The sequence below is a fragment of the Rheinheimera sp. MM224 genome, from assembly GCF_947090785.1.
In the GTDB taxonomy this organism is placed as follows: domain Bacteria; phylum Pseudomonadota; class Gammaproteobacteria; order Enterobacterales; family Alteromonadaceae; genus Pararheinheimera.
In genome coordinates, this window is the sequence record NZ_OX352320.1 from 3,767,071 (window position 1) to 3,782,223 (window position 15,153).

The following is a 15,153-nucleotide window of genomic DNA, read 5'->3' on the forward strand; positions in this document are numbered from 1 at the left end:
GACCCCAATTTTCAATCTATTTCTTCTGCAATAAATACGTCGCCAGCCCGATAAACAAGACCGACGGCAAGATTGCGCCAAAGACAGGCGGTAGCTGGTACACCAAAGCCACAGGGCCAAATACCTGGTCACTCATATAAAACGCAAAACCAGTCAGAATACCCATCAGAATGCGGGCCGCCATAGTGACGCTGCGCAGTGGTCCAAAGATAAAAGACAATGCCACCAGCAACATAGCAATAATGGTTAAAGGCTGAGTGGCCTTGCGCCAGAATGCCAGTTCAAACTTGCTGCTGTCTTGCTGATTACTGTCCAGATAATCGATGTAGTCGGTTAGGCCTTTCAGCGATAACAACTCAGGTTTAATAGACACCACACCTAATTTATCCGGCGTTAAAGTTGAGCGCCAGCGCTGTTCCTGCCACTGGTGTTTCTCTACTCTATCGTCACGGAAATGCAAGCGGCTGACATCTGTTAAACGCCAGGCATTGCTGATAAAGACTGCGGTTTTGGCGCTGACAATGGCCTGAAGTTTTAAGTCGGTATCAAACTCATAAATGGTTAAATCGGTTAAATTACCAAAGTCATCGACCTGTTTAATATTAATAAAGTGATCACCGTCTTTGGCCCATACGCCCTGCCGTGCTGAAATTAAATCGCCGCCTGAAATAGCTTTGGTACGCAGTTCACGGGCAGTTTTTTCGGCTACTGGTGCACCAAATTCAGCCACCAGCATCACTATAAGCATCATCAGCAATGAGGTTTTCATCACAGAACTGATGATATTAAGCCGCGATAAACCCGCCGCCTGCATCACCACCAGTTCGCTGTTGCTGGCCAACATACCAAGCCCGACTAAACCGCCAATTAAAGCCGCCATAGGGAAAAACAGAATTAAGTCGCCAGGCACGCTGAATAAGGTAAACAAACCTGCGGATAACATATCGTAGTCGCCCCGCCCCACTAAACGCAGCTGGTCGATAAACCTGAACATGCCGGATAAAATCATCAGCACAGTCACTGTCATCAGCACTGTGGTTAATATGGTGCGGCCTATATACAGGTCGAGGATCTTAAACATGAGAAGCGCGCCCTGTGATTAATGCTTTGAATTTCTGACCCAGAGTGCGGTGCTTCACCAATAAGATAATGCCAAAGCTTAAGCCCAAAGCGTGGATCCACCACATGCCTAATTGCTCAGGAATTTTGCCGTCTTCAATGGCAGAACGGCTGGCAATCAGCAGAATGTAATACAACAAATACAAAGCCAAAGCTGGCAATAAGCGACCAAATTTACCCTGACGTGGATTCACTTTACTCAGCGGCACAGCAATTAACATCAGAATAGGAATAGACAGCGGTATAGCGATACGCCAGTGCCACTCAGCTGCGGCTTCTGGCCCTGTTTGTTTGCGCAGTTCGGACGTCGGCAAACTGGATAACTTACGGCGTTTTTGTTCTACCTGCTGTTCACGAATTTGAATTTGGTATTTACCGAACTCCACCACTTCATAAGCCGGAGTACTGGTATCGCCTGCATAACGACGGCCGCTGTTCAATTCCAGCATCTGGGCGCCGCTGGCGTCTTCTTTTACATTGCCTGATTCGGCATAAACGATAGAGGTTTGCCCGCCTGCTTCTGCCGGAGTTTGCGCCAGAAATACTCTTTCCAGCTGCCCGCCATCGCGGCTGATTTCATGCACAAAAACCACAGCCTTTTCATTGGAGGTTTGCTGGAATCGCCCTGGAATTAAGCTGGTGAGGCCAGAGTCGGCTTCGGCCTGCTCTAAAATCTGGTATTCACGTTCAATAGACCAGGGGCTTAAATACAAAGTGACAAAACCTGCGGCCAAAGCCACAACCACGGATAAAGTTAAGGTTAAGCGGGTGACATACCATTCGCTGATGCCGGTGGCGTGTAACACCGTCATTTCGCTGTCGGCATAAATTCGGCCATAGGCTATTAATACGCCCAAAAAAGCACTTAGCGGAATAATAACTACGGCGAGTTGCGGCAGTTTTAATGACAAGATGGTCAGTACTAACTGACCCGGAATATCACCATCTGAAGCGTCAGCCAAAATTTTCACAAAGCGTTGGCTCATGATAATAGTGATCAGGATCAGGAAGACCGCCAATTGGGATTTAAACACTTCACCAATCAGATAACGAAAAACAATCAAAAATGCCCCCTAAAACCTGTCTTTTTGCTGGAACCCTGACGATTTTTAAGTAAACTGGATATTTACAGCAATTATTATTGACTAAAGTGGCGATAAATCCGAGCTTTTTTATAAAGCAGGACAAAATATCATCACAAAGAAGCCCACTGTAACACCGAACTAACTTGGTATAGTGGCCGGAAGTCTTAGAATCAGGAGTGAGCATGGAGTTCAGCGTAAAAAGCGGTAGTCCGGAAAAACAACGAAGTGCATGTATCGTTGTCGGCGTTTATGAGCCGCGCCGCTTATCAGCGGTTGCCGAACAGCTGGATAAAATCAGCGAAGGCTACATCAGCAATTTATTACGCCGGGGCGATTTAGAAGGCAAACCCGGTCAGATGTTGTTATTGCACCATGTACCAAACGTACTGAGTGAACGAGTACTGTTGGTGGGCTGTGGTAAAGAGCGTGAGTTGGACGAACGTCAGTACCGCCAAATCATTGCCAAAACTATCAGCACCCTGAATGAAACCGGCTCAATGGAAGCTGTGTGTTTCTTATCTGAGCTGCATGTCAAAGGCCGTGACACCTACTGGAAAGTGCGTCATGCGGTGGAAACCACCCAGGATTGCTTATACGTATTCGACAAACTAAAAAGCCGCAAAGACGAAACCCGTCGCCCGCTGCGTAAAATTGTCTTTAACGTACCAACCCGTCGCGATTTAACCATAGGCGAAAAAGCCGTTGAACATGGTTTAGCTGTTGCTGCTGGTATCAAGGTGTGTAAAGACGTATCGAATATGCCGCCAAACATCTGTACTCCGGCTTATCTGGCCGATCAGGCCGTGGCGTTAGCACAACACGACAAAGTATCGGTGGAAGTGCTGGGCATTGCTGAAATGACAGCTTTGGGTATGCATTCGTACGTAGCTGTTGGCCGTGGCTCAGAAAACGAAGCCAAAATGGCGGTGATTAAATACAACGGCGCTATGGATAACAGCGCGCCTGTGGTGCTGGTCGGCAAAGGTTTAACCTTTGATACCGGCGGTATCAGCATCAAGCCAAGCGATGCGATGGACGAAATGAAATACGACATGTGTGGCGCAGCTTCAGTGCTGGGTACTATGCATGCTGTGGTTAGCTTAGGTTTGCCTATTAATATGGTGGCTGTGCTGGCTGGCGCTGAAAACATGCCGGATGGTCGCGCTTATCGCCCAGGTGATATCTTAACCACTATGTCAGGTCAGACGGTTGAAGTGTTAAACACTGACGCTGAAGGCCGTTTAGTGCTGTGTGACGCTTTAACTTATGTCGAGCGTTTTGACCCGGACGTGGTGATTGACGTAGCGACCTTAACAGGCGCTTGTGTCATTGCATTAGGTAAACACGCTTCAGGTTTATTAAGTAACCATAACCCGCTGGCGCATGAAATTTTAAATGCCTCGGATCAAAGTGGTGACAGAGCCTGGCGTTTACCTTTGTGGGATGACTATCAGGATCAGCTGGAAAGCCCGTTTGCGGATTTCAGTAATTTAGGTGGCCGTGCCGCCGGTACTATTACCGCAGCATGTTTCCTGTCGCGCTTTACCCGTAAATACAACTGGGCGCATTTGGATATTGCCGGAACTGCATGGCGCAGTGGAGGTAAAGACAAAGGTGCAACAGGCCGTCCTGTGGCTATGTTGACCCAGTTTTTAATTAACCGTGTCGGAACCGACATCGAGGGATAACAGTGCCTCAAGTCAGTTTTTATCTGCTGCCGGAACAGGCAGCAGAAGCTGAATCACAGCTGGCGTCAGAGCCAGCTTTTTTTCATGTAGCCGCAAAACTTTGCGCCGATTTGTATCAGGCCGGACAGCGGGTTTTTGTGTTCTGCCAAAATCAGGCGGACGCCGAACTGCTGGATGAGGTATTATGGCGCTTTGATCCAGAGCGATTTGTACCACACAATCTGGCGGGCGAAGGCCCTGCAAGAGGCGCTCCGGTAGAAATCAGCTGGCTGCCTCCAAGCAACGCGAGGCCGGTTTTAATTAACCTGTCGGCAACAGTGCCGCCTTTTAGTCAGCGTTTTCAACAAATTATCGAATTTGTTCCAGCCGAAGAACAGCTTAAGGTTCAGGCGCGGGAACGATTTAAATTTTATCGCCAGTCGGGGTTAACCCCGCAAACAGTGCAGCTCTGATGGCCGGCCTGCGTTTTTAGTGAGAGTTTCAGGTAACGAAGATGGAAAAGACATTTAACCCGAGTCAAGTTGAACAAGCCATGTATCAGGCATGGGAAAGCAAAGGCTATTTCAAGCCAAGTGGTGATAACAGCAATGGTGCTTATTGCATCATGATCCCACCACCAAACGTGACCGGTAGCCTGCATATGGGCCATGCGTTCCAGCAAACTATTATGGATGCCTTAACCCGCTACAAACGTATGCTGGGTAAAAATACCTTATGGCAAGTAGGGACTGACCACGCTGGTATCGCCACGCAAATGGTAGTAGAGCGTAAACTGGCAGCCGAAGGCAAACCAGACCGCCATGCTATGGGCCGTGAGGCTTTTATTGAAAAAGTATGGGAATGGAAAGCCGAGTCAGGTGGCACCATCACTGAACAAATGCGCCGTTTAGGCAACTCAGTCGACTGGGACAAAGAGCGTTTCACTATGGACGCTGGCCTGTCGAATGCAGTGCAGGAAGTTTTTGTGCGCCTGTATCAGGACGACCTGATTTACCGTGGCAAACGCCTGGTGAACTGGGATCCGAAGCTGCACACTGCTATTTCTGATTTAGAAGTAGAAAACAAAGAACAAAAAGGCCATCTGTGGAACTTACGTTACCCGCTGGCCGATGGCGTCACTACGGCTGATGGCAAAAACTACATAGTCGTAGCCACCACCCGTCCAGAAACTATGCTGGGCGATACAGGTGTTGCAGTGAACCCGGACGATGAGCGCTACCAGTCTCTGATTGGTAAAGAAGTGCTGCTGCCGCTGGTGAACCGCCGTATTCCAATTCTGGCCGACGAACATGCAGATAAAGACAAAGGCACAGGCTGCGTAAAAATCACACCAGCTCATGACTTTAATGACTACGAAGTAGGTAAACGTCATCAGTTACCCATGATCAACGTGATGACAGCGGACGCTACTATTCGCAGCGAAGGCGAATGTTTCTTCCCGAATGGCGAAGTAAACCCGGCGCACAACGCTGACATTCCTGCTGAATTCCAGGGTATGGATCGTTATGTGGCCCGTAAAGCCATAGTAGCGGCTTTTGATGCGGCTGGCCTGTTGGACAAAGTAGAAGATCACAATAACACCCTGCCGTACGGCGACCGTTCTGGTGTGGTGATTGAGCCTTTATTAACTGACCAGTGGTATGTGCGTGTGGCGCCTATGGCAAAAACCGCCATTGAAGCTGTGGAAAACGGCGACATTCAGTTTGTGCCTAAGCAGTATGAAAACATGTACTACAGCTGGATGCGTGATATCCAAGACTGGTGTATCAGCCGTCAGCTGTGGTGGGGTCACCGTATTCCAGCCTGGTACGACGAAACAGGTAAAGTCTATGTAGGCCGTGATGAAGCTGAAGTTCGTACTAAACACGCTTTAGCCGATGACGTGAAATTACGTCAGGACAACGATGTACTGGACACCTGGTTCAGCTCAGCGCTGTGGACTTTCTCTACTTTAGGTTGGCCGGACAATACGGAAGAGTTAAAAACCTTCCACCCGACCGACGTGTTAGTCACTGGTTTTGACATTATTTTCTTCTGGGTTGCCCGGATGATTATGATGACGATGCATTTTGTCAAAGACGAAAATGGCAAACCACAAGTACCGTTTAAAACTGTCTATGTGACTGGCCTTATTCGTGATGAAAACGGCGACAAGATGTCAAAATCCAAGGGCAACGTGATTGACCCGCTGGATATGATTGACGGTATCAGTCTGGAAGATCTGTTGGTAAAACGTACCAGCAATATGATGCAGCCACAACTTGCCGAAAAAATTGGCAACCAGACCAAAAAGCAATTCCCTGAAGGTATTGAAGCCAGCGGTACAGATGCGCTGCGTTTCACTTTAGCGGCTTTGGCTTCAACAGGCCGTGATATCAGCTGGGATATGAAACGTTTAGACGGTTACCGTAACTTCTGTAACAAGCTGTGGAACGCCAGCCGTTACGTCACCATGATGACCGAAGAGAAAGATTGTGGTCTTGCTGGTGGTGAAATGGAGCTGTCATTGGCCGATCACTGGATCATCAGTCAGTATCAGCAAACTATCACTCAGTTCCGTGGTTATTTAGACAGCTACCGTTTTGATATGGCGGCCAATACGCTGTATGAATTCACCTGGAACCAGTTCTGTGACTGGTACTTAGAGCTGACCAAACCTGTATTGTTTAAAGGCACCGAAGCCCAGCAACGTGGTACCCGTCATACCTTACTGACAGTGCTGGAATCTTTGCTGCGTTTAATGCACCCAATCATGCCATTTATTACTGAAGAAATTTGGCAGTTGGTGGCTCCAATGGTGCGTAAAGATCTGAACCCGGGCGACAGCATTATGCTGCAGGCCTATCCGGAATTTAATCAGGCGCTGGTAAATGAAACCGCCACGGCCGATCTGGAATGGGTGAAGAGCTTTATCGTTGCAATCCGTAACGTACGGGGTGAAATGGATATAGCGCCAAGCAAGCCATTATCTGTAATGGTGCGTAACCTGACAAGCGATGACAGCCGCCGCTTACAAAGCAATATGGCCTTCCTGCAGAATATGGCGAAGTTAGAAGCCATTACTGTATTGGCCGATGGCGACACAGCACCAGCTTGTGCCGCTCAGCTGCTGGGCAAGATGGATATTCTGATCCCTATGGCAGGTTTGATCGACAAAGAAGCCGAACTGGCCCGTATTGCCAAGCAAATGGAAAAAGCTCAGCAGGAACATGACCGTGTTGCCGGTAAACTGGCGAACGAAGGTTTTGTGGCTAAAGCGCCTGAAGCAGTACTCGCGAAAGAGCGTGAAAAACTGGCAGAAGCTTTAGAAGCTATCACCAAGTTAAAAGCCCAGCAGGAACAAATAGCTGCGATTTAAACCTTGGTTTGAGTTTGATTTGATAGAGAAAGGCGACCTTCAGGTCGCCTTTTTTATCTCTGCCGAACAGAGTCGTCGCAAAACTATGTAAAGTTCTGGTAAAAAACTTGGACTAAAGGGCAATCTGCTATACCATCCGCGCCGCCTGCACGGGCTTGTGGTCCGGTGCAGGTTCCCTGATTAATTCTCAAATGGAAGAGACAAGATGAAATTAAAGTTAAGCGCCTTATTCGTTGCCTTAGTAGTGACTGCAGTTCCAGCTCAGGCTGACTGGTTAAATGCGGTTAAAGATGGCGTAGGCAGCACACTGAAAGACACCAAAGACAGCGCTAAAAATGCTGCTTTAAATACCTCAGTGCGTACAGCTTTAGGTTTAACTGAAGGCAAATCTACTCAGGCTGCTATTGCTGAAAAACTGGGTGAACCAGCCAGCAAAACAGAAAAAGACGGTAAAACTCTGTGGTTATACGACGTGACTGCATTATCTGCCAGCTACCCGACTTTAACTGAACTGGTAAAAACTCAGGAAGCTGCACAAAAGTCAGTGCAATTAAGCTTTAATGCCGATGTGTTAGCAAAGTTAGAGTTGATCAACAACGCTAAGTAATTCTTTGATCACTGCCGCAGCCCGCGGCAGTGATTTTTCTCCGACACTTTCCCCTCAATTCTACAGTTCTTTACTTACACTCATATATTCCCTAAGTAATTGGAGTTGCAGCGCGGCGAAATTGTAGGGGCTGGGCTTGCCCCCCCGTTTTCCGTTCAATCCGACATCGAACAGAATGTGGTTCTACCTTATACAACTGCCTGTCACAAAGCTGAGGATACCAAGGCCAAACACTGAAGGGAGATTGTACAAAGTATTTTTTTTGTTATTATTGCGCGCCTGAATTTAACCCGTGTAAATTCATTCTGTTGTTTACCCTGATCTGGCAAACCTGCACCATAAGCAGTGCGATTCAGTCCCGGGCTCTGGCAGCTAAAACCCCAAACACTCCGTATGCAGTTCATGCTGCGGTTGGCTTTTATTTTTCTGGCGTTGCCAGGCTTTGTGAAGGAACCCTTTAATGGATTCACCAAGTGCCATTAGTTTGATCCCACCAGTTGTTGTGATGGCCGTTGCCATCTGGCTGAAGCGACCTATTTTGTCGCTCGTTGTGGGCGCAGTTGCAGGTTTGCTGATGCTGTTTCCAACTCAACCTTTTGAGTTACTGAATACCTTTGCTGAGATCTCGACCAGTGTAATGCAGGATGAAACCATTGGCTGGTTGATTCTGGTCTGTGGTGGTTTTGGCTCCTTAATTGGTTTGTTGATCCACACAGGCGGTGCAGTGGCTTTTGGCCGTTCTGCCTCTAAGCTGGCAACAGGCCCACGTTCCTCTATGTTTATGACCTTTGTTTTAGGCTGCATTATTTTTATCGACGATTACCTGAACGCTTTAAGCGTGGGTGAAGCGATGAAACGGGTCACTGACAAGTACAAAATCTCCCGTCAGATGCTGGCTTATATAGTGGATTCCACCGCTGCGCCTATTTGCGTCATTATTCCTATTTCTACCTGGGCTATCTTTTTTGGCAGTCTGCTGGAAGACAACAAAGTGGCTGCTGTAGGTAATGGTGTTGAAGTCTACATGCAGGCCATTCCTTATATGTTATATCCATGGCTGGCCGTATTGATGGTGATGTTAGTCACCTTAAAAATTATGCCAGCTATAGGCCCGATGAAAAAAGCTGAACTGGCAGCGCAGAATGGTACACCTCTGGATGTGCTGCCTGATGTGGGTGTTGAGGCCAGTGCCAGCCACCATCATGTGCAAGGCCAGACGGTGCCGGCAGGTGATCAATATGCTGTGCATTCCATGGAACAGGAATTTGAAGACAGTAATAAACAAGGCAAGCTGCGTAACTTTATAGTGCCTATGCTGATGCTGATTGGCTTTACCATCTACTTTGATATTGATGTACTCAAAGGCCTGATCGTGACTTTGGTGCTGACTATCGCTTTCTATAGCTACCAGCGTCTGATGCCATTAGGCGAGATGATGGAAGTGATGATGAATGGCTTTAAAACTATGTTGCCTGCCATTTGTACTGTAATAGCAGCTTTTGTATTTAAAGATGTCTGCGACAAGTTATTGTTACCTCAGTTTGTGATTGAAAACCTGACGCCTTATATGACAGCGCAGATGCTGCCCGCTATTGTATTTTTAGCTATGGCTGTGCTGTCGTTTGCCACAGGTTCATCCTGGGGGATTTTTGCGGTATCCATCCCTATTGTGATGCCTTTAGCCTACGCAGTAGAAGCTGATATTCCGCTGGTGATAGGCGCATTATTATCTGCCAGCTCTTTTGGCAGCCAAGCCTGTTTTTACAGTGACTCTACTGTATTAGCAGCTCAGGGCTCGGGCTGTAACCTGGTATCGCATGCTGTGACTCAGTTGCCTTATACCCTAATAGCGGCCGCTTTAGCTTTTGTTGGTTTTATCCTGATCGCCTAAGTCTCTGCAGTTCCATCTGAAAGGCACCTTCGGGTGCCTTTTTCAATTCTGTAACAGCGATAAGGCTACAGGCCAAATTTATCTTGGTTATAACTTTTAGCGATATAGAAACGCTCAGGCTTTTAATCCATAAAAACGCATAGTTCTAAACGTCCTATCCATTTTTTACGAAATAGCGTTATAAATAAGCCAGTTAGCGAAGGCCTTGCATGAAAAGCATAAGTGGCCATTCCTTTATTCCATAAAGTTTTAGATAGTAAGACTTTTATGCTTAAAGACCGCTAACTATCCAGACATCCGGTTATTTCTAATTCATCTATACAAGACCAATCCATTAGTTATTTAACTTTCTACTCAGGCCTAGAATGCGCTCACTTTCTGCCAGCTGCTCAAACCAGTTCGTTTGCTGCGGGTTATGGCCAGTATGAATTTAAGATCATCGAGGTGTGTATGCTTCATTCAACACAAAAGTTTTTATCCGGCAACGCCACACAAGAGGCCAGCAGGGCTTTACCTGTGCTGGATCTGAGCCTGATGGATGGCACAGCCGTTGAGCAACAGTCTTTTATTCAGCAATTGCGTGTTGCAGCCCGTGATGTGGGTTTCTTTTACCTGACGGGTCATGGTCAGACTGAACAGAAACAACAACAGATTTTAGCGCTGGCAAAACAGTTTTTTGCATTGCCACTGGCCGATAAACAACAAGTGCAGATGATCCACTCACCCCACTTTCGTGGTTACACAGGCTTAGGCGGTGAATTAACCCGTGGTCAGCCGGATATCCGCGAACAGTTTGATGTGATGCGGGAAGAAGCTGTACCAGCAAAGACGGATATCAGCCCAGCCTGGCAAGGTTTAATTGGTCCTAACCAATGGCCAACGGCTTTACCACAAATGCAAACTGAACTGCTGAACTGGCAACAGTCGCTTTCTGATATCACAGTAAAGCTAATGCGCGCTTTAATGCTGGCCTTACAACAACCTGCTGATGCTTTAGACGCCACTATTAAAGCAGGCCCTTATCAGCATATGAAGTTGATCCGTTATCCAGGCGTGGATGCAAAAGCGTCGAACAGCAAACAAGGTGTGGGCGCCCATAAAGATCCGGGTTATCTGACCTTAGTAGTGCAGGATGATCAATCAGGTTTAGAAGTGGAAACTGAACAAGGTTGGGTCAGCGTAGCTCCACTGCCGGGTGCTTTTGTGGTCAATATTGGTGAGCTGCTGGAACTCGCGTCCAATGGCTACTTAAAGGCTACCTTACACCGCGTAGTTAGCCCGAATTCTGGTGTAGAGCGTTACTCTTGTGCCTTTTTTATGGCAGCTCAACTGGACGCCACCGTGCCTTTATTGCAGTTGCCGTCTCATTTAGCTGACGAAGCTAAAGGTCCGGCCAGCGATCCAAGCAACCCATTGTTTTATCAGGTGGGCCAGAATGTGCTAAAAGGACGTTTACGTTCACACCGTGATGTGGCTGCCGCTCATTACGCAGAGTTAGCAAAAGCTGTCTAAGCTCAGCTTCAAAGTAAAAAAGTGACAGCCGGATTAACCCGGCTGAACTATTAATAAAGTAAAACCAAGGTTTATTATGAAATTCCGTACTTTAAGTATTCATGCCGGGCAACAACCAGACCCAAGTACCGGTGCTTTAGCCACTCCGGTGTATTTCACCAGTACCTTTAGTTACGGCACAGCCGAAGAAGGTCAGGCGCGTTTTTCAGGTCAGAATCCGGGTTATATCTACAGCCGTTTTGCCAACCCTACTACCGCAGCTTTAGAACAGAAACTAGCAGCGCTGGAGGGGGCAGACGAAGCTTTAGTAGTAGCAAGCGGTATGGCGGCTGTCAGCGCCATTATGTATGCGCTGACCAATGCAGGTGACGAAGTGGCTTTTATCGACCCGGTTTACGGCGGTACTGATGCCTTTTTACGTAATACCTTAACCCGCGCCGGTGTGACTTTAAGCCGTTACAGCAGCGATAAAGACTTTGCCGAACGGGTGAAACCCAATACCAAAGTGGTGTTATTTGAACCTATCACCAACCCCACCTTAAAAGTGATAGACACCCGTATTGTGGTGGAAGCGGCCCGTAAAGTCGGCGCTCTGGTAATTTGTGACAATACCTTTTTAACCCCTTATTTATTCCGTCCGCTGGAAATAGGTGCTGATATTGTGATGCACAGCGGCACTAAGTATTTGTCTGGCCATGGCGATATTATTGCCGGCATAGTGGCAGGACGCAGCGAACTGATGCAGAAAATCCGTACTGTGGCACTGAAGCATATAGGTTCACCTATAGGCCCGCAGGAAGCTTATTTACTGCAACGTGGCGTAAAAACTCTGACCTTGCGGATGGATGCTCATATCGAAAACGCCCGTAAAGTAGCAGACTACTTAGCAGCTCACCCTAAAGTGGCCAAGGTGTATTATCCGGGTCATGCCAGTCATCCGGGGCATCAGGCAATAGCAGACACAGCCACTGGTTTTGGTGGCATGGTGGCTGTTGATATCGAAGGTGGTTTTACCAAAGCTGCAGTATTTTTAAATAACCTGCAGTTATTCGCTCAGGCCGTGAGCTTAGGTGATGTGGAAAGTTTAGCTTGTCATCCTGCCAGCACTACTCATGCGGCTATGACAGCAGAAGACAGACAAAGGGCGGGGGTCACCGAGAATCTGGTTCGTCTGAGCATAGGTGTGGAAGATGCGGATGATTTAATTGCTGACTTAGCACAGGCTTTGGCTAAGCTGTAATCTGGGCCAGAGCATTGGCTCCGACCCAGATATCTGATACTGACTAACTATCAGTATTTACTGGATTACCTACAGTTGTTCTAAGGGTCAGAGCTCATAGCTCTGACCCTTATTCATTTCTGAACTATCAAATACGAATTTCGTTCTTTTTAAGAATATAAATATCCTCTACATTCATCTCAAGCGTCCAGACGGCTAAAGCTTAAAGCAAGTACAGTCGCAGGACCCGAAGCCTCCACAACCAGCGCTTCGTAAAAAATAAAAAACATCCAGGAACACAAAAACAAAAAACAGACTGACCGGAACGCCGGAAGTTATAAAAAACTTGCGGAGACTATTATGTCAGCTCAGTACACTCAATATTATGGTTTATACAGTAAAGCCAGAACCAGCCCAACCCGTTTCTATAAAACCTTTCAACTGGCCAGCCTGACCGCAGCTTTGTTGGTCAGCTTACCCAGTCAGGCCGGTTTCCCGACTATTTACGGCAAAATTAATGTCAGTGCCCAGCAGTATGATTTCGAAAAGTTAAATTTTGCCCAAACCACACCAGCCACTAACCCTGTTAGCTATCAGCATAGTGGCGCAACCAGCATAGCCGATGAGCTGGACAATACTTCTGTCGAAAGCAACGCCTCGCGTTTTGGTATTCGTGGTGATTTAGACGTGTCTGCCGATCTGAAAATTATTTATCTGGTGGAATACGGTATAGACACGGACAACGGCACCAACGCCAATGGCCGTGAGCTGACTCAGCGTAATATCTACGCTGGCTTGCAAGGCGAATGGGGTACGCTGCTTATCGGCAAAAACGATACACCACTGAAAACCCTGCAAACCAATACAGTTGTACGTGGAGACATCGATAGATTTAATGATGCCGCTTTAGCTGATATCGGCAGTTATCTGGTCGGCGAAAACCGCGCCGATAATGTCATTCAATACAACTCCCCTATTTTCCTTGAAGGTTTCGAATTCAGTTTTGCCGCTATTCAAAGCGAAGAAACAGGCATAGCAGTCAACGCCAACAATCCGCAGGATGACAGTGATTTAGCAAGTGGTTATTCCAGCGCTTTAACTTACGGTAAATCCAAATGGTTTGTTGGTGTCGCCGTCGACAGCAACGTGGCGACCACTGATGCAGTCCGGGTTTTAGGCGAAGTATCTGTTGGCTCGGTGAAATTAGGAGCTATCTACCAAACCGCTGAAGCCCATAAAGACACCGACCGTATTGGCCCCTTCTCTACTTTTGTTGGCTCTTCAGTATCAAATTCTGGCGCGCAAAACGGCCTGAATCCTATCAGCGAATGGGATGGCGCTTCAGGCAATGCCTTTATTGAACAGGATGGTTATGTGCTGAACGCAGCCTGGAAAGTCGCAGGCCCATGGACAGCCAAAGCTCAATACGGCAGTTCAACTTCAACACCAGCCAACAGCAGCTACGGCGATGTGGATGTGACAGCTCTGGCTCTGGGTGTGGATTACAAATTAAGTGACGCAGCACGGCTTTACAGCTACTACGCCCAGTTAGAAACCGAAGGTGACAGCCTGATCGGCACGGTAAAACCTAAAGACAGCACTTTGGCTGTAGGTCTGGATTTTAGATTCTAAAAACTACTTGAACAGGAAAATTTTATGCAAAGCATCAAAAGTAAATTACTGCTGACCGCCACTGTACTGACCTTAAGTTCAGGCTTAATGGCCAAAGATATTACCTTACTCAATGTGTCGTACGACCCGACCCGAGAGTTATACCGTGATTACAACAAAGCCTTCTCGGCTTACTGGCAGCAAAAAACCGGCGATACCGTCAAAATTGAACAATCACATGGCGGCTCCGGCAGCCAGTCACGTTCTGTCATTGATGGCTTAAGAGCAGACGTAGTGACCTTAGCTTTGTCCGGCGATATAGATCCGCTGGCAAAAATTGGTAAGTTACTGCCGGAAAACTGGGAAAGCCGCTTAGCCGACAGCAGTGCGCCTTACACCTCCACCATAGTTTTTCTGGTGCGCAAAGGTAATCCGAAAAATATCAAAGACTGGGACGATCTGGTCAAAGAAGGGGTCGAAGTCATCACTCCAAATCCAAAAACCTCAGGCGGCGCCCGCTGGAACTATCTAGCAGCCTGGGCTTATGCCGAACAAAAATATGGCTTCGATGATGCAGCCAAAGACTTCGTAGGCAAGCTGTTTAAAAACGTGCCTGTGCTGGACTCAGGCGCACGTGGTTCAACCACCACTTTTGTGCAGCGTGGTATAGGTGATGTGTTATTGGCCTGGGAAAACGAAGCCTTTTTGGCGGTAAATGAATTAGGCAAAGACAAAATTGAAATCGTAGTGCCGTCCTTATCTATTCTGGCTGAACCTTCTGTTGCTGTAGTAGATAAAAACACTGAAGCCAAAGGCACCACCGAAGTAGCAACTGCCTACCTGCAGTACCTGTACAGCAAAGAAGGCCAACAACTGGCAGCCAAACATTACTACAGACCTCGCGACAAAGAAGTGGCTGCAGAATACAGCAAACAGTTCCCACAACTGAAGCTGGTGACTATTGCCGACTTTGGTGGCTGGCAAAAAGCTCAACCAGAACACTTTGGTGATGGCGGCGTTTTTGATCAGATTTATAACTAGCCAAAACAATGAACTAAAAAGC

At 47.4% G+C, this 15,153-nt stretch carries 11 protein-coding genes; 9 read left to right on the forward strand and 2 right to left on the reverse strand.

Annotation, left to right across the window (positions count from 1 at the left end):
* Nucleotides 1–16: 16 nt before the first annotated feature.
* Together lptG and lptF are read right to left on the reverse strand one after the other, a co-directional pair.
* The gene (gene lptG / locus OM978_RS17720) at nt 17–1,081 is read right to left on the reverse strand and encodes an LPS export ABC transporter permease LptG (RefSeq protein ID WP_264343611.1); all 1,065 of its coding nucleotides are present in this window, start codon (nt 1,079–1,081) and stop codon (nt 17–19) included.
* A complete protein-coding gene (lptF, locus tag OM978_RS17725) occupies nt 1,074–2,183 on the reverse strand; it encodes an LPS export ABC transporter permease LptF (RefSeq protein ID WP_264343612.1) in 1,110 nt (369 codons plus the stop codon). Before lptF ends, lptG begins: the two co-directional genes overlap by 8 nt.
* Nucleotides 2,184–2,386: 203 nt before the next feature.
* On the opposite strand from lptF, the gene pepA reads away from it, so the two are divergent.
* The 9 genes from pepA to OM978_RS17770 all read left to right on the forward strand — a co-directional run bounded on the left by pepA (nt 2,387) and on the right by OM978_RS17770 (nt 15,131).
* Nucleotides 2,387–3,892 (forward strand): leucyl aminopeptidase, encoded by a 1,506-nt coding sequence (gene pepA, locus OM978_RS17730; protein ID WP_233008200.1) that lies wholly within the window; start codon nt 2,387–2,389, stop codon nt 3,890–3,892.
* A gap of 2 nt (nt 3,893–3,894) precedes the next feature.
* Nucleotides 3,895–4,344, forward strand: coding sequence for a DNA polymerase III subunit chi (locus tag OM978_RS17735; protein ID WP_233008199.1), 450 nt, complete (start codon nt 3,895–3,897; stop codon nt 4,342–4,344).
* 41 nt (nt 4,345–4,385) lie between these two features.
* Nucleotides 4,386–7,250, forward strand: coding sequence for a valine--tRNA ligase (locus OM978_RS17740; protein ID WP_264343615.1), 2,865 nt, complete (start codon nt 4,386–4,388; stop codon nt 7,248–7,250).
* 205 nt (nt 7,251–7,455) lie between these two features.
* Nucleotides 7,456–7,857 (forward strand): hypothetical protein, encoded by a 402-nt coding sequence (locus OM978_RS17745; RefSeq protein ID WP_233008197.1) that lies wholly within the window; start codon nt 7,456–7,458, stop codon nt 7,855–7,857.
* A 460-nt stretch (nt 7,858–8,317) separates the two neighbouring features.
* On the forward strand, nt 8,318–9,748 hold the full coding sequence (locus OM978_RS17750; protein ID WP_264343617.1) for a Na+/H+ antiporter NhaC family protein: 1,431 nt from the start codon (nt 8,318–8,320) through the stop codon (nt 9,746–9,748).
* 450 nt (nt 9,749–10,198) lie between these two features.
* Nucleotides 10,199–11,260 carry an isopenicillin N synthase family dioxygenase gene (locus OM978_RS17755; RefSeq protein WP_264343618.1) on the forward strand — a complete coding sequence of 354 codons (1,062 nt, stop codon included), beginning with the start codon at nt 10,199–10,201 and terminating at the stop codon, nt 11,258–11,260.
* A 76-nt stretch (nt 11,261–11,336) separates the two neighbouring features.
* On the forward strand, nt 11,337–12,500 hold the full coding sequence (locus OM978_RS17760) for a trans-sulfuration enzyme family protein (RefSeq protein ID WP_264343620.1): 1,164 nt from the start codon (nt 11,337–11,339) through the stop codon (nt 12,498–12,500).
* A 339-nt stretch (nt 12,501–12,839) separates the two neighbouring features.
* Complete coding sequence (locus OM978_RS17765) at nt 12,840–14,111, forward strand: porin (RefSeq protein WP_264343621.1); 1,272 nt, start codon at nt 12,840–12,842, stop codon at nt 14,109–14,111.
* Nucleotides 14,112–14,135: 24 nt separating this feature from the next.
* Entirely contained in the window at nt 14,136–15,131 is a 996-nt protein-coding gene (locus OM978_RS17770) for a sulfate ABC transporter substrate-binding protein (protein ID WP_264343622.1), read from the forward strand.
* Nucleotides 15,132–15,153 lie beyond the last annotated feature (22 nt).

Coding starts and splice junctions, on each gene's coding strand:
- OM978_RS17750 (WP_264343617.1), top strand. CDS start 8,318: ATGGATTCACCAAGTGCCATTAGTTTGATCCCACCAGTTGTTGTGATG.
- OM978_RS17755 (WP_264343618.1), top strand. CDS start 10,199: ATGCTTCATTCAACACAAAAGTTTTTATCCGGCAACGCCACACAAGAG.
- OM978_RS17770 (WP_264343622.1), top strand. CDS start 14,136: ATGCAAAGCATCAAAAGTAAATTACTGCTGACCGCCACTGTACTGACC.
- OM978_RS17765 (WP_264343621.1), top strand. CDS start 12,840: ATGTCAGCTCAGTACACTCAATATTATGGTTTATACAGTAAAGCCAGA.
- OM978_RS17760 (WP_264343620.1), top strand. CDS start 11,337: ATGAAATTCCGTACTTTAAGTATTCATGCCGGGCAACAACCAGACCCA.
- OM978_RS17740 (WP_264343615.1), top strand. CDS start 4,386: ATGGAAAAGACATTTAACCCGAGTCAAGTTGAACAAGCCATGTATCAG.
- pepA (WP_233008200.1), top strand. CDS start 2,387: ATGGAGTTCAGCGTAAAAAGCGGTAGTCCGGAAAAACAACGAAGTGCA.
- lptG (WP_264343611.1), bottom strand. CDS start 1,081: ATGTTTAAGATCCTCGACCTGTATATAGGCCGCACCATATTAACCACA.
- OM978_RS17745 (WP_233008197.1), top strand. CDS start 7,456: ATGAAATTAAAGTTAAGCGCCTTATTCGTTGCCTTAGTAGTGACTGCA.